This window comes from Jannaschia sp. GRR-S6-38 (genome assembly GCF_029853695.1).
GTDB classification, from domain to species: Bacteria; Pseudomonadota; Alphaproteobacteria; order Rhodobacterales; family Rhodobacteraceae; genus Jannaschia; species Jannaschia ovalis.
On the sequence record NZ_CP122537.1, the window covers coordinates 485,505 to 502,891 of the forward strand.

Below are 17,387 nucleotides of genomic sequence, written 5' to 3' on the forward strand. Positions count from 1 at the left end.
CGGCGCCGCGCCCGCCCACAACCGATCCGCGACGGCTCACTCGGCCGCTTGCGGAACCGTGACCGAACCGCCGGCCTTCTCGACCGCCTCGACCGCGCCCTTCGAGGCGCCGGTGCAGGTGATCGCGGCCTTCGCGGTCAGCTCGCCCTTGCCCAGCAGCCGGATGCCGTCGAGCTTGCGGCGCACGAGGCCCGACTCGACCATCGCGTCCTCGGTGACATTGGCCGCGTCCAGCTTGCCCGCGTCGATGAAGGCCTGGAGCTTGCCCAGGTTCACGACGGCGAAGGACTTGCGGTTGGGCTTGTTGAAGCCGCGCTTGGGCAGCCGCTGGTAGAGCGGCATCTGGCCGCCCTCGTAGCCGTTGATCGCCACGCCCGAGCGGGATTTCTGGCCCTTGATGCCGCGGCCGCCGGTCTTGCCGATGCCCGAACCGGGGCCCCGGCCGACGCGCTTAGGCTTGTGGGTGGCGCCGGGTTTGTCGCGCAGATCGTTGAGTTTCATGTCGCTTCTCCTCTTGCCGGAAGCGCCCCCGAAGCGATGTGGAGCGAACGCGGCGTTTCGATTCGTGTCCGCGGACGGACCCGGCGCGTATAGGAGGGCCGCGCCCCGCGCGCAAGGTGCCGCCCCCCGCCCGGGGCGGCCCGGCGGCTTGCCCTTCCCGCGCAGCCGCGCGAGACAGGCACATGCGCCTCGCCTCCGCCGCCCTGATCTGCGCCCTCGCCCTGCCCGCGCAGGCGCAGGGGCCCTGCGCCACCGACGCGATGCTGGTCTTCGACGGCTCGGCCTCGATGTCCGAGATCGGCTTCGATATCCAGGACGCCACCCGCATTGAGGACGCGCGCCGCGCCATGGCCCGCGCCATGCCCGAGGTCGAGCTCTACCGCCGCATCGGCCTTCTGACCTACGGTCCGGGCGGCGCGGATGCCTGCACCGGCATCTCGCTACGCTTCCCGCCCATCGACCGCGCCGCCGCCCGCGTCACCGCCGAGATCGAGGCGCTGCGTCCCGAAGGCCTGACCCCGCTCGCCGCCTCCGTCGAGGCCGCCGCCGAGCTTCTGGCCTTCCGCGAGCGGAAGGCCATCGTTGTGCTCGTCACCGACGGCAACGAGACCTGCGGCGGGCGCCCCTGCGCGCTGGGCCGGCGGCTCTCGGCCGAGGCCGCCGACCTCACCATCCATGTCGTGGGCTTCAAGGCCACGCGCGACTTCTTCGCCTGGGACAATCCCGACCAGCAGGAATATGCGGGCGACACGGTGGCCAAGTGCCTGTCCGACTGGACCGGCGGGCTGTTCGTGCCGACCGACACCGTGGACGAGCTGGTCGAGGCGCTGCGCGCGACCCTGGGCTGCGCGCTGATCGGCGCCGCCCCCGCGACCGACCCCCGGAGACGCTCATGACCGATATCATCACCGTCACCGCGAACCCCGCGCTGGACCTGTCGACCGAGGCGCAGGCCGTCATCCCCGACCGCAAGCTGCGCTGCACCGCGCCGCTGATCCATCCCGGTGGCGGCGGTGTGAATATCAGCCGCGCTGTGGCCGGATTGGGCGGGACGTCGCGCGCGCTGGTGGCCTATGGCGGCACCACGGGCGACGAACTGGTCGCCCGGATCCGCGCCGAGGGCCTGACGCCCGAGCCCCTGGGCGTCACGCATCCGACCCGGCAATCCATCTCGGTCCGCGACCGCGCCACCGGGCTGCAATACCGCTTCATGCTGCCCGGCCCGGACTGGACCGAGGCGGACGCGACGGCCGCGCGCGCCGCGATCCTCGCCGCGGTGACCGAGGGCGCGCTGGTGATCCCCTCGGGCTCGCTGCCGCCGGGCCTGCCGGTCGATTTCTTCCTCGACCTCGCGCCCGCGCTGGCGCGCCGCGGCGCGCGGATGATCATCGACACCTCGGGTCCCGCGCTCGAACGCGCGGCCGAGGCCCGCGCCGGGCTCTACGTGCTGCGCATGGACACGGTCGAGGCGGAGGAGCTGTCGGGCCGCACCCTCAACAGTCTCGACGACATGGCCGCGCTGGCCGAGAAGCTGCGCGCGGCGCAGGCCGCCGAGATCGTGATGATCGCCGCCGGCGCGCAGGGTACCGTCATCGCGAGCCCCGACTGGCGCGGCCTGACGCGCCCGCCGGTCGTCATCCCGCATTCCAAGATCGGCGCGGGCGACAGCTTCGTCGCGGCCTTCGCCATGTCCATCGCGCGCGGCGAGGACGCGGTGACCGCCTGCTGCTGGGGCACCGCCGCGGCCGCCTCCGCCGTGCAGGAGGAGGGCACGCGCCTCTGCCAGCGCGGCGACACGGAGCGGTTCTTCACGCGGGTGGAGCGCACCGCGCTCTGACGACCGGCAAGGGCCCGCCGCCCCGCCGCCCCCGCTCTGGACAGCCGCCCGCGCGCGTGGTGCCTCTGCCCCGATCCAAAGGGAGCCCATCCATGCCCTCTCGCCTCCTCCTCGTTACAGCCCTTCTCACTGCGGCCGGCCCCGCGCAGGCTTCGCTCTGCGACTACAAGCCCAGCCGCCTGATCTCGGCGATGGCCGCCTCGGAGGCCGCGGGCACGGTGGGCACTGCGGCGGTCCAGGCGGGGCGCTACACGCTGATCGGGCCGGAGGGCAGCAACCTGCTGACCGCCGCCTCCAGCGCCGGCGCGGCGGCCTCGGGGCTCGCTGCGGGCGTGTCGGGCCTCCTCGCCGGCGCGGCGGCGGTCGTCACCGCGCCCGTCACCATCGTCGCGGGCTCGGTCACGGCGGTGGCGCTCGGCGGCTACGAGGGCGCCTGCTATTTCGCGGTCGAACGCGTCACCGACCGCGATCGGGTCGAGGCCATCCTGCGCAATATGGAAGCCGGGGCCGATCCCGACCGCTTCGCCCTGGTCACGCCCGAGGCGACGGGCGAGCTGACCCTCGTGCTGCGCGACCCCGCGACGCCCGAAGCGGTCGGGACCTACGAGGTCCGCAACCTCTACATCGCCGATGGCACGCTTCTGCACCGCGACCGGCTGCTCAACACGAAACTAGGCCAGGTGGTGTTCGTGGACGACGCGCCCGGCGGCGTCGCGGATCCCGTTCCCGCTCCCTCGCCCGAAGCCGGCGACGACTGACCCCCGAAAACGGAAAACGCCCCGGCCGTTTCCGACTGGGGCGCGTTCTGATCTCCGACGTCGCGGAAGGGGCGGTTCAGCCCTTCTCCTCGATGATCTCCACCATGTGGGGGATCTTCGCGACCATGCCGCGGACGGAGGGGGTGTCCTCCAGCTCGCGGGTCTTGTGCATCTTGTTCAGGCCCAGCCCGATTAGCGTCGCGCGCTGGTCGGCGGGGCGGCGGATCGGCGAGCCGATCTGCTTGACGACGATGGTCTTCGCCATGGGTCAGGCCTCCTCGGACACTTGGCTGGACTCGGCCGGGGCCTCGTCCCGCTTGGGCAGGATGTCCGCGACCTTCTTGCCGCGGCGCTGCGCGACCGAGCGGGGCGAGCTTTCCTTTCGCAGCCCGTCCAGCGTGGCACGGATCATGTTGTAGGGGTTCTGCGAGCCGATCGACTTCGACACCACGTCCTTGACGCCCAGCATCTCGAACACGGCGCGCATCGGGCCGCCGGCGATGATGCCGGTGCCTTCGGGCGCAGTGCGCATCACGACGCGGCCCGCGCCATGGCGGCCGGCGATGTCGTGGTGCAGCGTGCGGCCGTCGCGCAGCGGCACGCGGATCATCTGGCGCTTGGCCTGCTCGGTGGCCTTGCGGATGGCCTCGGGCACTTCCTTGGCCTTGCCCTTGCCGAAGCCCACGCGGCCCTTCTGGTCGCCCACGACGACGAGCGCCGCGAAGCCGAAGCGCTTGCCGCCCTTGACGGTCTTGGACACGCGGTTGATCGCCACGAGGCGATCGGCGAATTCCGGGGTTTCGTCGCGATCGCGGCCTCGGCCCCGTCCACGGCTGTCGTCACGTCCTGCCATGCGGCATCTCCTGTCTTCGGGGGCTCGCCCCAATTGGTACGATCCTGGTGGCCGGGGTCTCACGAATTGGGGTCACCCGGCCCCTGATCATCGAGGGGGCGGCGCGCGCCCCCTGCCCTTCACGTCTTCAGAACTTCAGGCCGCCCTCGCGCGCCGCGTCGGCCAGAGCCTTCACGCGCCCGTGGAAGAGGAAGCCGCCGCGGTCGAAATAGACTTCTTCCACGCCGGCCTTCTTGGCCTTCTCGGCGATGGCGGCGCCGATCTTGGCGGCCGCCTCGACGTTGTTCTTGCCCGCCAGACCGATATCCTTGTCCATGGTCGACGCCGAGGCGAGGGTCACCCCGTTCACGTCGTCGATCACCTGGACGGAGATATTCTTGTTCGAGCGGTGCACCGACAGGCGCGGACGCCCGGCGGCCATCTTGCGAAGCTTGTTCCGGACGCGCAGGCGGCGCTTGAGGAACAGATCCCGTTTGCTGTTTGCCATCTGACTGGTCCTTACTTCTTCTTGCCTTCCTTGCGGAAGATGTACTCGTCTTTGTACTTGATGCCCTTTCCCTTGTAGGGCTCCGGCGCACGCCATTCGCGGATATTGGCCGCGACCTGGCCGACGAGCTGTTCATCCGAGCCTTCGATGACCACTTCGGTCTGCTTCGGCGCGGTGACGGTGACGCCCGCGGGCACCTCGAAATTGACGTCGTGGCTGTAGCCCAGCGCCAGCTTCAGGGTATTGCCCTGCATCTGCGCGCGGTAGCCGACGCCCGAGATCTCCAGCTCCTTCTTGAAGCCGGTGGTCACGCCGGTCACCAGGTTCTGGACCATGGTGCGCGACATGCCCCACTGCTGCCGGGCGCGCTTGGACTTGCCGCGCGGCGTGACCGACACGGTGTTGTCGGCCACGCTGAGCGTGACGTCGTCGGTCGCGGTGAACGTGCGGGTGCCCTTGGGCCCCTTCACCGAGATCGTCTGACCCGAGACAGAGGCTTCGACGCCCGAGGGCAGGTCGACGGGTTTCTTGCCGATACGAGACATTTCAACCCTCCTCAGAATACGGTGCAGAGCACTTCGCCGCCGACATTGGCCGAGCGAGCGGCCGCGTCGGACATGACGCCGCGCGACGTGGAGACGATGGACACGCCCAGGCCCTGACGGACCGAGGGCACATCCTTGACGGCCATGTAGACACGGCGGCCGGGCTTGGAGACGCGCTTGAGTTCGCGAATGACCGGGGTGCCCTCGTAGTACTTGAGGGAGATCTCGATCTGCGGATGGCCGCGCTCGTCGCGCCCTTCCTCGTAGCCGCGGATATAGCCCTCGTCGGCCAGCACGTCGAGCACGCGGGCGCGCAGCTTCGAGGCCGGGGTGAGGACGGTGGACTTGCCGCGCATCTGCGCGTTGCGGATGCGGGTCAGCATATCGCCGATGGGATCATTCATATCCTGATCTCCTTACCAGCTGGACTTGACCATGCCGGGGATCTTCCCCTGGCTGGCCAGTTCGCGCAGCATGATGCGGGACAGCTTCAGCTTGCGATAATACGCACGCGGACGCCCGGTCAGCTGGCAACGGTTGTTGAGACGGGTGGGCGAGGAGTTGCGGGGCAGCTGGGCCAGCTTGAGCCGGGCCTTGAACCGCTCCTCCATCTCCTTCGACTCGTCATTCGCGATCTCTTTCAGAGAGGCGCGCTTGTCGGCGTACTTCTTCACCAGCCGCTCGCGCTTCTTCTGGCGTTCGATCATGGAAACTTTTGCCATGTCTTGTCCTCAGCTGTTGAACGGAAGGTTGAAGCCCTTGAGAAGAGCCTTCGCCTCCGCGTCCGTCTTGGCGGTGGTGCAGATGATGATGTCCATGCCCCAGACTTCGTCGACCTTGTCGAAATTGATCTCGGGGAAGACGATGTGCTCCTTGAGGCCCATGGCGTAGTTGCCGCGGCCGTCGAAGCTCTTGCCGTTCACGCCGCGGAAGTCGCGGACGCGGGGCAGCGCGATGGTCACCAGGCGGTCGAGAAACTCGTACATCCGGGCGCCGCGCAGGGTCACCTTGGCACCGAGCGGCATGCCCTCGCGGACGCGGAAGCCGGCGATCGACTTCTTGGCCTTGGTCACGACGGCCTTCTGGCCGGCGATGGCGCTAAGGTCGTCCTGCGCGCTCTTGGCCTTCTTGCTGTCGCGAACCGCCTCGGCGCCGGCGCCGATATTCAGGACGATCTTGTCCAGGCGCGGGATCATCATGTCGTTGGCGTAGCCGAACTGCTCCTTCAGGGCGCTCTTGACGGTCTCGTCATAAAGCGCGCGGAGCCGCGGCGTGTAGTTGGCTTGGTCGAGCATCAGATCACGTCTCCCGTGGTCTTGGCGAAGCGGACCTTCTTGTCGCCTTCCATGCGGAAGCCGACACGGGTCGCGCGACCGTTTCCGTCGATCATGGCGAGGTTCGACAGGTCGATCGGCAGCGCCTTGGGGATGCGGCCGCCCTGCGACGCCTGGCTCTGGCGGGTGTGGCGGATGGCCATGTTAATGCCCTCGACCACGGCCTTGCCGGCCTTGGGATCGACGGAGACGATCTCGCCTTCCTTGCCCTTGTCGCGGCCGGACAGCACGACGACCTTGTCACCCTTGCGGAGTTTGGCAGCCATCACAGCACCTCCGGCGCGAGCGAGATGATCTTCATGAAGTTCTTCGCGCGCAATTCGCGAACCACCGGCCCGAAGATGCGGGTGCCGATCGGCTCGTTGTTGTTGTTGAGGATCACGGCGGCGTTGCGATCGAAGCGGATCGCGGTGCCGTCCTCGCGGCGCACTTCCTTGGCGGTGCGCACGACGACGGCCTTGCGCACGTCGCCCTTCTTGACGCGTCCGCGCGGGATCGCTTCCTTGACCGACACCACGATGATGTCGCCCACGGAGGCGTATTTCCGCTTGGACCCGCCCAGGACCTTGATGCACTGAACGCGGCGCGCGCCGCTGTTGTCAGCAACATCCAGGTTGGTCTGCATCTGGATCATTGGTTTCTCCCGACCTTTGGGGGGGCGATGCGTGCCCGTGTCCCCAGGGTTTCGACATTACGTCTGGCGTCGCGCCCCGGCGGGGCGCGACCGGCGACCGCAGCTTATTCCGCGATCACCTCCCACCGCTTCGTCTTGGACTTGGGCGGGCATTCCTGGATGCGCACGACGTCGCCGACCTTGAACTGGTTGGCCTCGTCATGGGCGCGGTACTTCTTCGACTTCCGGACCGTCTTCTTCAGCAGCGGGTGCTTGAAGCGGCGTTCGATCGAGACGGTGACCGTCTGGGCGTTCGTGTCGGACGTCACGACGCCCTGGAGGATACGCTTCGGCATGGGCTCAGGCCTCCGGAGCAGCGGCTTCGGCCGCCTTTTCGTTCAGGATCGTCATCACGCGCGCGGTGTCGCGCTTGACGGCGCGCATGCGCGCGGTGTTCTCGAGCTGGCTGGTGGCCTGCTGGAAGCGGAGGTTGAAGGCCTCTTTCTTCAGCTGGGTCAGCTGGTCCCGGAGCTGATCCGGGGTTTTGTCACGCAGTTCTGCGGCGTTCATCGCCTTTGTCCTTTCAACATCACCGGGCCGCTCTGCCCCTCGCTCGCGCGGCGGGCGGGTCACGGTCGATTCCGGTGGAGATCAACGGGTGAGCGCGCCGCATAGACGGGTTGGGCCCCGAGCGCAAGGCCGGCCCGTGCCATCGGCGGAAAAATCGGGCGGGGGCGCCGCCGATCTGACGCGCGCTGCCCCCGCGGCCCGCGAGGTAAGGTTTCCCGGACTTGCCGCACGCGCCCCGCCCGCCCCACCCTGACCTAGGGTCAGCTGCCCGATTTTAACGAGTTCGATGGTGTGCGGCGATGGGTGACGGTGGGTCGGGTTTCGTGTCGTCGGTCGGCCTTCTCGCGGCCGGTCTGAGCGTCCTCGGCTACCTCGCCTATATCCGCGAGACGCTGCGCCGTCGCATCGCGCCCTGCCGGGCCAGCTGGCTGATCTGGTCCGTCCTCGGAACGATCGCGCTGAGCTCGCTGGTCAGCGAGGGCGCGACCACGTCGCTGGTCTTCGCGGCCGCGCAGGTCGGGGGCACGATCTTCGTGTTCGGTCTCGCCGCCCTTTTCGGGCGGGGCGCCTATCTGCGCCGTGGCGACTGGCTCGTCCTGGTCGCGGCCGCGCTCGGGCTGGCGCTCTGGCAGGCCACGGCGAACGCGGCCTATGCGCTCGCGATCACAATCTCGATCAGCCTGCTCGGCGGCGTGCTCACCGCCGTGAAGGCCCTGATCCGCCCCCGTTCGGAGCCGGTGGGTGTCTGGATGATCTTCCTTGCCGCCTCGCTGTTCGGGCTGGCCTCCGTCCGCGAGGCCGAGCCTGTGCTCCAGGCCTATCCGCTCTACCTGATCGCCCTCTACGCCATGATCGTGTCGGCCATCCTGATCGGCCGCCGCCGCGCCCGCGTCCCGGAGGTCGTGCCGGCATCGCCCGGCGGCCCGCCGCTGCCCGAGATCCCGCGCGGGGACTATCCCCACCGGTAGTTGAAGCTGACCGAGATCCGGTCCTCCTCGGTCATGTTCATCGGAACCTCGTGGCGCAGCCAGCTCTCCCAGAGCACCACGTCGCCCACCGCCGGGGTCTCGTAATGGAAGGTCCGCAGCTCCTCGGGGGCGTCCTTGCGGCGGGTCGGCGCGGCCATCATCATCGGCAGGCGCGGATCCTCGAAGCGGATGGCCGAAGTGCCTTCGGGCATGGCGACATAGGTCGTGCCCGAGATCACCGAATGCGGGTGCAGGTGCCCCGAATGCGTCCCGCCCTCGGGCAGGATGTTGATCCAAAGATCCTCGAGCTCCAGCTTCCGCTCGCCCAGATCGAAAGCGAGGTCCCCGGCGAAGGCCGCGACATGGGCGTCGAGCGATTTCACCAGATCCGCAAAGATCGGGAACCGCCAGGGCAAGTCCGTCAGCGAAGCGTAGGAGGTGTAGCCGGGAAAGGCGTTCGCCTCGCACCAGTCCTGCCCCGCTTCGTCATCCTCGGCGACGGAGAGGCAGGACGCCTCCAGCTCGCCCGGGTCGATGGCAGGGCCGTGCGCGGAGAGCGCGGCGCGATAGAGGCGGGTGACGAAGAGGGAACGGATGGCCATACTCGCCTGATAGAGGCCGCTCGACGGCCGGGCAACCGCGCCCGGCGCGGCCGGGATGGCGGCATGGTCTCGATCACGGATCACTACGACACCTACCCCTACCCCGAACGCGATCCGGCCGACGAGGCCCGGCGCCTGATCGTCGGCTCGCCCTCGCGGCCCGTCGAGATGGACCATTTCCTCTGGGGCGGGCGGCACGACTGGTCGAAGCCGCTGAAGGCGCTGGTCGCGGGCGGCGGCTCGGGGGACGGGCTCGTGCAACTGGCACAGCTGCTGACCGCGGCGGGGCGGCCCTATGCGATCACCTATCTGGACCTGTCGCCGGGCGCGCGAAGGGTGGCGGAGGCGCGGGTCGCGGCGCGCGGGCTGGACGGCATCACCTTCCGGACGGGCAGCCTGCTGGACGCGGCCGAATACGGCCCCTTCGACTACATCGATTGCTGCGGCGTATTGCACCACCTGCCCGATCCCGCCGCGGGCTTCGCGGCCCTGGCCCAGGCCGTCGCGCCGGAGGGCGGGATGGGCTTCATGGTCTACGCGCCCTACGGCCGGTCGGGCGTCTACCCGCTGCAGGAGGCGTTCGGCGCGCTGCTCGACGGGCTGCCGCCGCGGGAGCGGCTGGCGCGGGCGCGCGCCATCCTCGACCGCGTGCCGGAGGGCCACCCGTTCAAGCGCAACCCCAACCTCGTCGATCACGAGGCGGGCGATGCGGGCTTCTACGACCTGTTGCTGCACGGGCAGGACCGGGCCTTCGACGTGAACGCGCTGTCGGAGGTGCTGGCGGCGACGGGCTGGGACCTGGTGTCCTTCTGCCAGCCGGGCCTCTACGAGCCCGAGCGGATCACCGGCACCGCCCATGACCTGCCGCCGCTCGCGGCGATGGCCGTGGCCGAGAAGCTGCGCGGCACGATCAAGACCCATGTCGGCTATGCCGCCCCCGCGGGCCAGGCGCGCCGGCCGGCGCGCGGCACGGCGATGGGGCTGATCCCGCACCTGTCGGGCGTGAAAGCCCGGGCGCTGGCCGAGGCCGTCCGGCGCGAGAAACCGATCCCGCTGACGATCGCGGGCGAGACCATGCCGCTTTCCCTGCCGCCCTCGACGGCGCCGCTGATCGCGGGCATAGACGGCCGCCATTCGCTCACGCAGATCGCGGCGGCCGCGGGGCTCGACCCGCTGGGCTTCGGCGCGCTCTGGGCCAAGGTCGAGGCGGCGTTCCTGCCCTGGGGGCTGCTGCATTACTCGGGCGTGCTTCGGTAGGCCTCTCCCCCCGGGGCCCGGAAACGCGAAAAGGGCGGGGTCGCCCCCGCCCTTTCCGAACCTGTCCAACCCCGAAGGGCCGGGCTTACCAGTCCTCGCGCACCACGGTGCGGGTCTTGATCGGCAGCTTCATCGCGGCGAGGCGCAGCGCTTCGCGGGCGACCTCCTCCGAGACGCCGTCGATCTCGAACATCACGCGGCCGGGCTTGACCTTGCAGGCCCAGAAATCGACCGAGCCCTTGCCCTTGCCCATCCGCACTTCGGTGGGCTTCGAGGTCACGGGCAGATCCGGGAAGATCCGGATCCAGACGCGGCCCTGACGCTTCATGTGACGCGTCATGGCGCGGCGCGCGGCCTCGATCTGGCGGGCGGTGACCCGCTCGGGCTGGGTGGCCTTCAGACCGTAGGTGCCGAAGTTCAGGTCGGACCCGCCCTTCGCCTCGCCGTGGATGCGGCCCTTGTGTTGCTTGCGGAACTTCGTCCGTTTCGGTTGCAGCATTGCGTCTACTCCTTACCGGCGCGGGCCGCGGGGACCGCGGTCGTCGCGACGGCCGCCGGCGCCACGGGGGGCCGGGCCGTCCTGCAGTTCCTGGGCCTTGCGGTCGCGGGCGGAGGGATCATGCTCCATGATCTCGCCTTTGAAGATCCAGACCTTGATGCCGATGATGCCGTAGGGCGTCTTCGCCTCGGAATGGGCGTAGTCGATATCGGCGCGCAGCGTGTGCAGCGGAACCCGACCCTCGCGGTACCACTCGGTCCGCGCGATCTCGGCGCCGCCCAGGCGGCCGGCCATGTTGATCCGGATGCCCTGGGCGCCCATGCGCATCGCGTTCTGCACCGAGCGCTTCATGGCGCGGCGGAACGAGACACGACGCTCGAGCTGCTGGGCGATGCTCTCGCCGACCAGCTGGGCGTCGAGCTCCGGCTTGCGGACCTCCACGATGTTGAGATGCAGCTCGCTATCCGTCATCTTGGCCAGCTTCTTGCGCAGCACCTCGATATCGGCGCCCTTCTTGCCGATGATGACGCCCGGACGCGCGGTGTGGATCGTGACGCGGCACTTCTTGTGCGGACGCTCGATGATCACGCGGCTGACGCCGGCCTGCTTGCACTCCTCCTCGATGAACTCGCGCATGCGCAGGTCCTCGAGCAGCAGATTGCCGTAGTCCTTCGTGTCGGCGTACCAGCGGCTGTCCCAGGTGCGGTTCACCTGGAGCCGCATGCCGATCGGGTTGACCTTATGTCCCATCAGGCTTGCTCCTCTACCTGCCGCACTTTGATCGTGAGTTCCGAGAACGGCTTGATGATGCGGCCGAACCGTCCACGCGCCCGCGGACGGCCACGCTTCATCGTCAGGTTCTTGCCCACCCAGGCCTCGGCGACGACGAGCTCGTCGACATCCAGGCTGTGGTTGTTCTCGGCATTCGCGATCGCCGATTGCAGGCATTTGCGCACGTCGATCGCGATCCGCTTCTTCGAGAAGGTCAGGTCGGCCAGCGCCTTATCGACCTTCTTGCCGCGGATCATCGCGGCGACGAGGTTCAGCTTCTGCGGGCTGGTGCGCAGCATCCGCAGCTTCGCCATGGCTTCGTTGTCAGCCACGCGGCGGGGATTCTTGTCCTTGCCCATGACTTACTTCCTCTTGGCTTTCTTGTCGGCGGCGTGCCCGTAATAGGTACGCGTCGGCGCGTATTCACCGAACTTCTGACCGATCATGTCTTCGGAGACGTTGACGGGGATGTGCTTGTGCCCGTTGTAGACGCCGAAGGTGAGGCCCACGAACTGGGGCAGGATGGTGGAGCGGCGCGACCAGATCTTGATCACGTCGTTGCGCCCGCTGTCGCGGGCCTTCTCGGCCTTCTTGAGGACGTAGGCGTCCACGAAGGGGCCTTTCCAGACGGAACGGCTCATGGATTAGCGTCCTTTCTTGCGGGCGTGACGCGAGCGAACGATCAGCTTCTGCGACGCCTTGTTCTTGTTGCGGGTGCGGGCGCCCTTGGTGGGCTTGCCCCAGGGCGTGACCGGGTGACGGCCGCCCGAGGTGCGGCCTTCGCCGCCGCCATGCGGGTGGTCGATCGGGTTCATCACCACGCCGCGGACGCTCGGGCGGATGCCCTTGTGGCGGTTGCGGCCGGCCTTGCCGAGGTTCTGGTTCGAGTTGTCCGGATTCGAGACCGCACCGACCGTCGCCATGCATTCCTGCCGCACGAGCCGCAGCTCGCCCGAGGAAAGCCGGATCTGGGCGTAGCCGCCGTCACGGCCGACGAACTGGGCATAGGTGCCCGCGGCGCGCGCGATCTGGCCGCCCTTGCCGGGCTTGAGCTCGATGTTGTGGACGATCGTGCCGATCGGCATGCCCTGGAAGGGCATCGCGTTGCCGGGCTTGATGTCGGCCTTCTGACTGGCCACGACGCGGTCGCCCACGGCGAGACGCTGCGGCGCCAGGATATAGGCCTGCTCGCCATCCGTGTAGCGGATGAGCGCGATGAAGGCGGTGCGGTTCGGGTCGTATTCGATCCGCTCCACATTCGCCTGGACGTCCAGCTTGTTGCGCTTGAAATCGACGATCCGATAGAGGCGCTTGGCCCCGCCGCCCTTGCGGCGCATCGTGATCCGTCCGGTGTTGTTGCGGCCACCATTCTTGGTGAGGCCTTCGGTCAGCGCCTTGACGGGGCGACCTTTCCACAGCTCCGAACGGTCGATCAGAACCAGCCCACGCTGGCCCGGCGTCGTCGGCTTGTACGACTTGAGTGCCATTGTTTACCTGTCTTCCGTTGTGTGTCGGACGATCCCGCATCGCGGGTCCGCCCTGGATGTAAGGGCCCCGAAGGTCCCCGGTTCGACATCCCGAAAAGAGACACCCCGGACGGATCCGGGGTGCTCGGGATGGGGCCTGTTAGGGGAGTCGGCCGGGGGGGTCAAGGGTTGTCTCCCCAGCAAATTTGATAAATGGATGGCGGCCATGGCATACCCTATCCCCCCGGAAAGCAAAGGCGCGGTAAAACGCGCCGGGCAAGCAATATCTGAAGGGCGCGCTTCTCAAGAAGATTACGATACTGTGGATCGGTGGCGCGCCGCGCACGGCTACGTAATCAATACCTTCCAAGCTTGGCTTAAAGGGCACATCAATAAGAAGAGTTATTACGTCGAGTTCGCGCAAAGACTAAAGCGCAGAAACACAGTTATTGGCAAACTTCGTCGTCGACAGCCCAATGGGGATTTGCTTATCTCTGACGTATCCAGCATGCATGACTTTGCTGGCTGCCGAATGATATTCGACACTATTGACGACCTAAATGAATTTAGAGAGTACATGCATTCCGCATCCACTATGAAAAATGTGGACCACCAGCTTCGTCATAGTCAAGATCCAAACAAATATAACTATATCGAGAAGCCAAAATTTACCGGGTATCGTGGCGTCCACGACGTATATCGCCATTATCCGCGAGGGAGTGTCCGGAGACAGACGAGAAAGCCATGGGATGGGCTTCTTGTAGAGCTTCAATATAGAACCAGAGCCCAGCACGCTTGGGCGACCGCTGTGGAGATTTCAGATCTTCTCGATGGCGAGCAAACGAAATTTGAGTTGGACCAATCTCGTCGCGGCCGTTTCTTTGCCCTTGCGAGTGAGATTATCGCACGACAACACGAGCATATAAGACGAGCGTTCACTGAGGTTTCTGATCAGGACTTGCGCGCCGAACTTCGAAGTATAGAGAATGAGCTAGGAATTCTGAGAAGGCTTAAACTTCTTCGCCAGTTTGAGGATGAAGAGAAGCTGACCCGACATAACGTCCTCAATATATACCGCGATGAGTCAGGGCAACTTGCACTCGATGTGCTGCCCTTCGCAAATCCCTCCGATGCAATCGAGATGGCAGGCAGACTTGAGGCTAGCGAAGAAAGCTTGAATGCAGTCTATGTCCGCTCAGACAACCCAAAGCAACTTCGATCAGCATATCGAAACTACTTCTATGACCCGATCGATTTCGTCGAGATAATCGAAGCCGAAGGTAACGTATAAATAGCCCCGCCGTCACCGGCGCGGCTTCTTTCGGCCTGGCGATACCGATCGGGCTTCAGAGACCCGTCGTCACGTCGGGCGTGTTGCCCTCTTCGAGCGTCACATAGGCCTTCTTCACGTCCTTCCGCTTGCCCATCTGGCCGCGGAAGCGCTTGACCTTCCCCTAGGTGATGGTCGTGTTTACGAGTCCACTTCTCGCAAAAGAGCCGGTCGCCCCCCACCGGGACCAAGCGCCGCAGTTCGTTGCGCCGGCCGTCGCTGCCGCTACGTACGCCGTCAATACACCAACGCAATGCCGCCTCGCGACGCGGGGCGGCCCCAAAATCCGGAGGCCCTCATGGCCGTTATCGACACCGTCGCCGACTACAGTCAGCGCATCCCGACCATCCGCGGCTCGGACTGGTTCCTGCGCGTGCCGCTGGCCGCGATCATCATCGAGCAGGGCAGCTTCAAGCTGCCCGACATGGCGGGCCAGGCCGAGAGCTACGGCTTGCCGCTGATCCTCTTCGCGCTGGCCGCCTTCGCCGAGATCGCGGGCGGCATCGCCATCCTTCTGGGCGGCCTGATCCGCAACAACTGGATGAGCGACATGCTCACCCGGCTCGGCGGGCTGGCCATCACCACCGTCGTCGCGGGGGTAATCGTCATGATCTATTTCGGCCCGTTCAGCGGCTGGCAGCTCCAGGGCATGCTCCTCGCCGCCGGCGCCTTCTTCCTGATGCGCGGCAACGGCGACGTGAAGGGCCGCAGCCTGATCTGAGGCCGCCGACGCCCAACCAACGAAAAAGCCCCGCCGTTTCCGGCGGGGCTTCTTTCATCTACCTTCGGCGTCACGGGCGGGGCTCAGAGCCCGGTCGTCACGTCGATCGTGTTGCCCTCTTCGAGCGTCACATAGGCCTTCTTCACGTCCTTCCGCTTGCCCATTTGGCCGCGGAAGCGCTTGACCTTGCCCTTGGTGATGGTCGTGTTCACGGCCTTCACCTTGACGCCGAAGAGCTCTTCGACGGCGGACTTGATCTGGGGCTTGTTGGCGTCGATCGCGACCTCGAAGACGACGGCGCCGGACTCGGACGCCATAGTGGCCTTCTCGGTGATGATCGGCTTGCGGATCACGTCGTAGGTGTTCATTTCAGCCGCGCCTCCAGAGCTTCGACACCCGCCTTCGTGAGCACCAGCGTGTCACGCTTGAGGATGTCGTAGACGTTCGCGCCCATCGAGGGCAGCACGTCCACGTTGTCCAGGTTCCGCGCGGCCTGCGCGAAATCCTCGTTCACGTTCGCGCCGTCGATGACCAGCGCGCGCTTCCAGCCCAGGTCCTTGACCTGCTGGGCCAGCATCGCGGTCTTGCCGCCTTCGACATTGGCCGCGTCCAGGATGACCAGCTGGCCCGCCTGCGCCTTGGCCGACAGCGCGTGCATCAGGCCCATGCGGCGGACCTTCTTGGTCAGCTCGTGGCCGTGGCTGCGCGGGGTCGGGCCCTTGTAGACACCGCCCTTGCGGAAGATCGGCGCCTTGCGCGAGCCGTGGCGCGCGCCGCCGGAGCCCTTCTGGCGGACGATCTTCTTGGTCGAATAGCTGACCTCGGAGCGCGTCTTGACCTTGTGGGTGCCGGCTTGCGCCTTGTTCCGCTGCCAGCGCACGACGCGATACAGGATATCGCGGCGCGGCTCCTGGCCGAAGATCTCGTCCGACAGCTCGACCGAGCCGGCGGCGGATCCGTCCATCTTGATGACGTCGAGTTTCATTCGTCACCTTCCTTCTTTTCCACGTCGGAATTGTCGGTCTGCGACGATTCCTCGGCGATCTCGGCTTCGGCGGCCTTCAGCGCGGCCTCCTGCTGGGCGACCTCCTCGGCCAGACGCGCCTCCTCGGCGGCCTTGGCCTCGGCCTCGGCCTGGGCTGCGGCTTCCGCGGCGGCCTTCTCGGCCTCCTTGCGGGCGCTCATCAGCGCGGCGGGGACGATGGCGGTCTCGGGGAAGGGCTTCTTCACCGCGTCCTTGATCGTGACCCAGCCGCCCTTCGAGCCCGGCACCGCGCCCTTGACCATGATCAGGCCCCGGTCGGTATCGGTGCGGACGACCTGCAGGTTCTGCGTGGTCACGCGGGCGGCGCCCATGTGACCGGCCATCTTCTTGCCCTTGAAGACCTTGCCGGGATCCTGGCACTGGCCCGTCGAGCCGTGCGAGCGGTGGCTGATCGACACGCCGTGCGAGGCGCGAAGACCGCTGAAGTTGTGCCGCTTCATGGCACCGGCGAAGCCCTTGCCGATCGACGTGCCGGACACGTCGACATACTGGCCCTCGAAATAATGGTCGGCGATGATCTCCTCGCCCACCTCGATCAGCGCATCCTCGTCCACGCGGAACTCGACGATCCGGCGCTTGGGCTCGACGCCCGCCGCCTTGAAAACGCCGCGCATGGCCTGGCTGGTGCGCTTGGCCTTGGCCGTACCGGCGCCCAGCTGGACGGCGGTGTAGCCATGCTTGTCCTTGGTGCGCTGGCCGACGACCTGAAGGGCGTCGAGCTGCAGCACGGTGACGGGAACCTGGCGCCCGTCCTCCTGGAAGATGCGCGTCATGCCCACCTTCTTCGCGATCACTCCGGAACGCATCATGGCGATACCCTCCCTCAGACCTTGATCTCGACGTCGACGCCCGCGGCGAGGTCGAGCTTCATGAGCGCGTCCACGGTCTGCGGCGTCGGGTCGACGATGTCGAGCATCCGCTTGTGCGTGCGGATCTCCCACTGGTCGCGCGACTTCTTGTCGATATGCGGCCCGCGCAGGACGGTGAAACGCTCGATCTTGTTGGGAAGCGGGATCGGCCCGCGAACCTGGGCACCCGTGCGCTTGGCGGTGTTGACGATTTCCTGCGTGCTGGCGTCGAGCACGCGGTAATCGAACGCCTTGAGCCGGATGCGGATGTTCTGGCTTTTCATGTCATGTCCGATGACGAGGCCACCGGCACCCCGTTGGGTCCGGCGGCGTTCAAGTTGAGAGGAGGAGACAGGCCCATCCTGGCCCCTCGTCGAACCCG

Annotated in this window: 29 protein-coding genes and 1 pseudogene; 7 read left to right on the forward strand and 23 right to left on the reverse strand. The window is 67.1% G+C overall.

From position 1 onward, the window contains the following. Positions 1-36: 36 nt before the first annotated feature. Positions 37-501: a 50S ribosomal protein L15 gene (gene rplO, locus P8627_RS02405; protein WP_279965905.1), complete on the reverse strand. Its 465-nt coding sequence runs from the start codon at positions 499-501 to the stop codon at positions 37-39. Positions 502-683: 182 nt separating this feature from the next. On the opposite strand from rplO, the gene P8627_RS02410 reads away from it, so the two are divergent. From P8627_RS02410 to P8627_RS02420, 3 genes are all read left to right on the forward strand, one after another. Then, the gene (locus P8627_RS02410) at positions 684-1,397 is read left to right on the forward strand and encodes a vWA domain-containing protein (RefSeq protein WP_279965906.1); all 714 of its coding nucleotides are present in this window, start codon (positions 684-686) and stop codon (positions 1,395-1,397) included. After that, the gene (locus P8627_RS02415; RefSeq protein WP_279965907.1) at positions 1,394-2,338 is read left to right on the forward strand and encodes a 1-phosphofructokinase family hexose kinase; all 945 of its coding nucleotides are present in this window, start codon (positions 1,394-1,396) and stop codon (positions 2,336-2,338) included. The genes P8627_RS02410 and P8627_RS02415 overlap by 4 nt, the downstream gene beginning before the upstream one ends. Before the next feature lie 92 nt (positions 2,339-2,430). After that, on the forward strand, positions 2,431-3,096 hold the full coding sequence (locus P8627_RS02420; RefSeq protein WP_279965908.1) for a hypothetical protein: 666 nt from the start codon (positions 2,431-2,433) through the stop codon (positions 3,094-3,096). Between the two features lie 76 nt (positions 3,097-3,172). Here the strand turns inward: P8627_RS02420 and rpmD are convergent, their stop codons facing one another. From rpmD to rpmC, 11 genes are all read right to left on the reverse strand, one after another. Next, the gene (gene rpmD / locus P8627_RS02425) at positions 3,173-3,361 is read right to left on the reverse strand and encodes a 50S ribosomal protein L30 (protein WP_279965909.1); all 189 of its coding nucleotides are present in this window, start codon (positions 3,359-3,361) and stop codon (positions 3,173-3,175) included. 3 nt (positions 3,362-3,364) lie between these two features. Continuing rightward, the gene (gene rpsE / locus P8627_RS02430; RefSeq protein WP_279965910.1) at positions 3,365-3,949 is read right to left on the reverse strand and encodes a 30S ribosomal protein S5; all 585 of its coding nucleotides are present in this window, start codon (positions 3,947-3,949) and stop codon (positions 3,365-3,367) included. 127 nt (positions 3,950-4,076) lie between these two features. Then, positions 4,077-4,436 (reverse strand): 50S ribosomal protein L18, encoded by a 360-nt coding sequence (gene rplR / locus P8627_RS02435; RefSeq protein ID WP_279965911.1) that lies wholly within the window; start codon positions 4,434-4,436, stop codon positions 4,077-4,079. 11 nt (positions 4,437-4,447) lie between these two features. After that, on the reverse strand, positions 4,448-4,981 hold the full coding sequence (gene rplF, locus P8627_RS02440; RefSeq protein WP_279965912.1) for a 50S ribosomal protein L6: 534 nt from the start codon (positions 4,979-4,981) through the stop codon (positions 4,448-4,450). 11 nt (positions 4,982-4,992) lie between these two features. Continuing rightward, complete coding sequence (rpsH, locus tag P8627_RS02445) at positions 4,993-5,385, reverse strand: 30S ribosomal protein S8 (protein WP_279965913.1); 393 nt, start codon at positions 5,383-5,385, stop codon at positions 4,993-4,995. Positions 5,386-5,397: 12 nt separating this feature from the next. Continuing rightward, positions 5,398-5,703, reverse strand: coding sequence for a 30S ribosomal protein S14 (gene rpsN, locus P8627_RS02450; protein WP_279965914.1), 306 nt, complete (start codon positions 5,701-5,703; stop codon positions 5,398-5,400). Positions 5,704-5,712: 9 nt separating this feature from the next. Next, complete coding sequence (rplE, locus tag P8627_RS02455) at positions 5,713-6,276, reverse strand: 50S ribosomal protein L5 (RefSeq protein WP_279965915.1); 564 nt, start codon at positions 6,274-6,276, stop codon at positions 5,713-5,715. After that, a complete protein-coding gene (gene rplX, locus P8627_RS02460) occupies positions 6,276-6,581 on the reverse strand; it encodes a 50S ribosomal protein L24 (protein WP_279965916.1) in 306 nt (101 codons plus the stop codon). Before rplX ends, rplE begins: the two co-directional genes overlap by 1 nt. Then, on the reverse strand, positions 6,581-6,949 hold the full coding sequence (rplN, locus tag P8627_RS02465) for a 50S ribosomal protein L14 (RefSeq protein WP_011567679.1): 369 nt from the start codon (positions 6,947-6,949) through the stop codon (positions 6,581-6,583). The genes rplX and rplN overlap by 1 nt, the downstream gene beginning before the upstream one ends. 104 nt (positions 6,950-7,053) lie before the next feature. Beyond that, on the reverse strand, positions 7,054-7,284 hold the full coding sequence (rpsQ, locus tag P8627_RS02470; protein WP_279965922.1) for a 30S ribosomal protein S17: 231 nt from the start codon (positions 7,282-7,284) through the stop codon (positions 7,054-7,056). 4 nt (positions 7,285-7,288) lie between these two features. Continuing rightward, positions 7,289-7,498: a 50S ribosomal protein L29 gene (gene rpmC, locus P8627_RS02475; RefSeq protein ID WP_279965923.1), complete on the reverse strand. Its 210-nt coding sequence runs from the start codon at positions 7,496-7,498 to the stop codon at positions 7,289-7,291. Positions 7,499-7,797: 299 nt separating this feature from the next. On the opposite strand from rpmC, the gene P8627_RS02480 reads away from it, so the two are divergent. Next, positions 7,798-8,466 (forward strand): hypothetical protein, encoded by a 669-nt coding sequence (locus tag P8627_RS02480; protein WP_279965924.1) that lies wholly within the window; start codon positions 7,798-7,800, stop codon positions 8,464-8,466. On the opposite strand, the gene P8627_RS02485 is transcribed toward P8627_RS02480, so the two are convergent. Next, positions 8,451-9,068 carry a 2OG-Fe(II) oxygenase family protein gene (locus tag P8627_RS02485; protein ID WP_279965925.1) on the reverse strand — a complete coding sequence of 206 codons (618 nt, stop codon included), beginning with the start codon at positions 9,066-9,068 and terminating at the stop codon, positions 8,451-8,453. The genes P8627_RS02480 and P8627_RS02485 overlap by 16 nt on opposite strands. Before the next feature lie 63 nt (positions 9,069-9,131). Between P8627_RS02485 and P8627_RS02490 the strand changes: the two genes are divergently transcribed. After that, positions 9,132-10,325, forward strand: coding sequence for a class I SAM-dependent methyltransferase (locus P8627_RS02490; protein WP_279965926.1), 1,194 nt, complete (start codon positions 9,132-9,134; stop codon positions 10,323-10,325). 85 nt (positions 10,326-10,410) lie between these two features. On the opposite strand, the gene rplP is transcribed toward P8627_RS02490, so the two are convergent. From rplP to rplB, 5 genes are read right to left on the reverse strand one after another with little or no spacing between them, the layout of a single operon-like run. Next, positions 10,411-10,824 carry a 50S ribosomal protein L16 gene (gene rplP / locus P8627_RS02495; protein WP_279965928.1) on the reverse strand — a complete coding sequence of 138 codons (414 nt, stop codon included), beginning with the start codon at positions 10,822-10,824 and terminating at the stop codon, positions 10,411-10,413. A 12-nt stretch (positions 10,825-10,836) separates the two neighbouring features. Beyond that, positions 10,837-11,574: a 30S ribosomal protein S3 gene (gene rpsC, locus P8627_RS02500; RefSeq protein ID WP_279965930.1), complete on the reverse strand. Its 738-nt coding sequence runs from the start codon at positions 11,572-11,574 to the stop codon at positions 10,837-10,839. After that, positions 11,574-11,954: a 50S ribosomal protein L22 gene (gene rplV, locus P8627_RS02505; protein WP_279965932.1), complete on the reverse strand. Its 381-nt coding sequence runs from the start codon at positions 11,952-11,954 to the stop codon at positions 11,574-11,576. Before rplV ends, rpsC begins: the two co-directional genes overlap by 1 nt. A gap of 3 nt (positions 11,955-11,957) precedes the next feature. Further along, positions 11,958-12,236, reverse strand: coding sequence for a 30S ribosomal protein S19 (rpsS, locus tag P8627_RS02510; protein WP_279965933.1), 279 nt, complete (start codon positions 12,234-12,236; stop codon positions 11,958-11,960). 3 nt (positions 12,237-12,239) lie between these two features. After that, on the reverse strand, positions 12,240-13,082 hold the full coding sequence (gene rplB, locus P8627_RS02515; protein WP_279965934.1) for a 50S ribosomal protein L2: 843 nt from the start codon (positions 13,080-13,082) through the stop codon (positions 12,240-12,242). A 205-nt stretch (positions 13,083-13,287) separates the two neighbouring features. Between rplB and P8627_RS02520 the strand changes: the two genes are divergently transcribed. After that, positions 13,288-14,352, forward strand: a complete 1,065-nt coding sequence (locus P8627_RS02520; RefSeq protein WP_279965935.1) for a RelA/SpoT domain-containing protein — start codon at positions 13,288-13,290, stop codon at positions 14,350-14,352. Between the two features lie 55 nt (positions 14,353-14,407). Here the strand turns inward: P8627_RS02520 and rplW are convergent. Then, positions 14,408-14,536: pseudogene (rplW, locus tag P8627_RS02525) on the reverse strand (50S ribosomal protein L23); the annotation flags it as partial. 153 nt (positions 14,537-14,689) lie between these two features. Here rplW and P8627_RS02530 point away from each other — a divergent pair. Next, a complete protein-coding gene (locus P8627_RS02530; RefSeq protein WP_279965936.1) occupies positions 14,690-15,112 on the forward strand; it encodes a DoxX family protein in 423 nt (140 codons plus the stop codon). Between the two features lie 83 nt (positions 15,113-15,195). On the opposite strand, the gene P8627_RS02535 is transcribed toward P8627_RS02530, so the two are convergent. From P8627_RS02535 to rpsJ, 4 genes are read right to left on the reverse strand one after another with little or no spacing between them, the layout of a single operon-like run. After that, positions 15,196-15,480: a 50S ribosomal protein L23 gene (locus P8627_RS02535; RefSeq protein ID WP_279965937.1), complete on the reverse strand. Its 285-nt coding sequence runs from the start codon at positions 15,478-15,480 to the stop codon at positions 15,196-15,198. Further along, positions 15,477-16,097 carry a 50S ribosomal protein L4 gene (gene rplD, locus P8627_RS02540; protein WP_279965939.1) on the reverse strand — a complete coding sequence of 207 codons (621 nt, stop codon included), beginning with the start codon at positions 16,095-16,097 and terminating at the stop codon, positions 15,477-15,479. The genes P8627_RS02535 and rplD overlap by 4 nt, the downstream gene beginning before the upstream one ends. After that, on the reverse strand, positions 16,094-16,966 hold the full coding sequence (gene rplC, locus P8627_RS02545) for a 50S ribosomal protein L3 (RefSeq protein ID WP_279965941.1): 873 nt from the start codon (positions 16,964-16,966) through the stop codon (positions 16,094-16,096). The genes rplD and rplC overlap by 4 nt, the downstream gene beginning before the upstream one ends. A gap of 14 nt (positions 16,967-16,980) precedes the next feature. Continuing rightward, the gene (rpsJ, locus tag P8627_RS02550; protein WP_246947868.1) at positions 16,981-17,289 is read right to left on the reverse strand and encodes a 30S ribosomal protein S10; all 309 of its coding nucleotides are present in this window, start codon (positions 17,287-17,289) and stop codon (positions 16,981-16,983) included. Positions 17,290-17,387: the final 98 nt, after the last annotated feature.

What these genes read in the sequence shown, in the direction of transcription:
- rpmC (WP_279965923.1), bottom strand. Translation starts at nt 7,498, where the DNA reads ATGAACGCCGCAGAACTGCGTGACAAAACCCCGGATCAGCTCCGGGAC.
- P8627_RS02535 (WP_279965937.1), bottom strand. Translation starts at nt 15,480, where the DNA reads ATGAACACCTACGACGTGATCCGCAAGCCGATCATCACCGAGAAGGCC.
- rpmD (WP_279965909.1), bottom strand. Translation starts at nt 3,361, where the DNA reads ATGGCGAAGACCATCGTCGTCAAGCAGATCGGCTCGCCGATCCGCCGC.
- rplF (WP_279965912.1), bottom strand. Translation starts at nt 4,981, where the DNA reads ATGTCTCGTATCGGCAAGAAACCCGTCGACCTGCCCTCGGGCGTCGAA.
- P8627_RS02480 (WP_279965924.1), top strand. Translation starts at nt 7,798, where the DNA reads ATGGGTGACGGTGGGTCGGGTTTCGTGTCGTCGGTCGGCCTTCTCGCG.
- rpsC (WP_279965930.1), bottom strand. Translation starts at nt 11,574, where the DNA reads ATGGGACATAAGGTCAACCCGATCGGCATGCGGCTCCAGGTGAACCGC.
- rpsN (WP_279965914.1), bottom strand. Translation starts at nt 5,703, where the DNA reads ATGGCAAAAGTTTCCATGATCGAACGCCAGAAGAAGCGCGAGCGGCTG.
- rplN (WP_011567679.1), bottom strand. Translation starts at nt 6,949, where the DNA reads ATGATCCAGATGCAGACCAACCTGGATGTTGCTGACAACAGCGGCGCG.
- P8627_RS02410 (WP_279965906.1), top strand. Translation starts at nt 684, where the DNA reads ATGCGCCTCGCCTCCGCCGCCCTGATCTGCGCCCTCGCCCTGCCCGCG.
- rpsS (WP_279965933.1), bottom strand. Translation starts at nt 12,236, where the DNA reads ATGAGCCGTTCCGTCTGGAAAGGCCCCTTCGTGGACGCCTACGTCCTC.
- rplV (WP_279965932.1), bottom strand. Translation starts at nt 11,954, where the DNA reads ATGGGCAAGGACAAGAATCCCCGCCGCGTGGCTGACAACGAAGCCATG.
- P8627_RS02520 (WP_279965935.1), top strand. Translation starts at nt 13,288, where the DNA reads ATGGCATACCCTATCCCCCCGGAAAGCAAAGGCGCGGTAAAACGCGCC.
- P8627_RS02415 (WP_279965907.1), top strand. Translation starts at nt 1,394, where the DNA reads ATGACCGATATCATCACCGTCACCGCGAACCCCGCGCTGGACCTGTCG.
- rplE (WP_279965915.1), bottom strand. Translation starts at nt 6,276, where the DNA reads ATGCTCGACCAAGCCAACTACACGCCGCGGCTCCGCGCGCTTTATGAC.
- rplO (WP_279965905.1), bottom strand. Translation starts at nt 501, where the DNA reads ATGAAACTCAACGATCTGCGCGACAAACCCGGCGCCACCCACAAGCCT.
- rplP (WP_279965928.1), bottom strand. Translation starts at nt 10,824, where the DNA reads ATGCTGCAACCGAAACGGACGAAGTTCCGCAAGCAACACAAGGGCCGC.
- P8627_RS02485 (WP_279965925.1), bottom strand. Translation starts at nt 9,068, where the DNA reads ATGGCCATCCGTTCCCTCTTCGTCACCCGCCTCTATCGCGCCGCGCTC.
- rplD (WP_279965939.1), bottom strand. Translation starts at nt 16,097, where the DNA reads ATGAAACTCGACGTCATCAAGATGGACGGATCCGCCGCCGGCTCGGTC.
- rplB (WP_279965934.1), bottom strand. Translation starts at nt 13,082, where the DNA reads ATGGCACTCAAGTCGTACAAGCCGACGACGCCGGGCCAGCGTGGGCTG.
- P8627_RS02420 (WP_279965908.1), top strand. Translation starts at nt 2,431, where the DNA reads ATGCCCTCTCGCCTCCTCCTCGTTACAGCCCTTCTCACTGCGGCCGGC.
- P8627_RS02530 (WP_279965936.1), top strand. Translation starts at nt 14,690, where the DNA reads ATGGCCGTTATCGACACCGTCGCCGACTACAGTCAGCGCATCCCGACC.
- P8627_RS02490 (WP_279965926.1), top strand. Translation starts at nt 9,132, where the DNA reads ATGGTCTCGATCACGGATCACTACGACACCTACCCCTACCCCGAACGC.
- rplX (WP_279965916.1), bottom strand. Translation starts at nt 6,581, where the DNA reads ATGGCTGCCAAACTCCGCAAGGGTGACAAGGTCGTCGTGCTGTCCGGC.
- rplC (WP_279965941.1), bottom strand. Translation starts at nt 16,966, where the DNA reads ATGATGCGTTCCGGAGTGATCGCGAAGAAGGTGGGCATGACGCGCATC.
- rplR (WP_279965911.1), bottom strand. Translation starts at nt 4,436, where the DNA reads ATGGCAAACAGCAAACGGGATCTGTTCCTCAAGCGCCGCCTGCGCGTC.
- rpsH (WP_279965913.1), bottom strand. Translation starts at nt 5,385, where the DNA reads ATGAATGATCCCATCGGCGATATGCTGACCCGCATCCGCAACGCGCAG.
- rpsE (WP_279965910.1), bottom strand. Translation starts at nt 3,949, where the DNA reads ATGGCAGGACGTGACGACAGCCGTGGACGGGGCCGAGGCCGCGATCGC.
- rpsJ (WP_246947868.1), bottom strand. Translation starts at nt 17,289, where the DNA reads ATGAAAAGCCAGAACATCCGCATCCGGCTCAAGGCGTTCGATTACCGC.
- rpsQ (WP_279965922.1), bottom strand. Translation starts at nt 7,284, where the DNA reads ATGCCGAAGCGTATCCTCCAGGGCGTCGTGACGTCCGACACGAACGCC.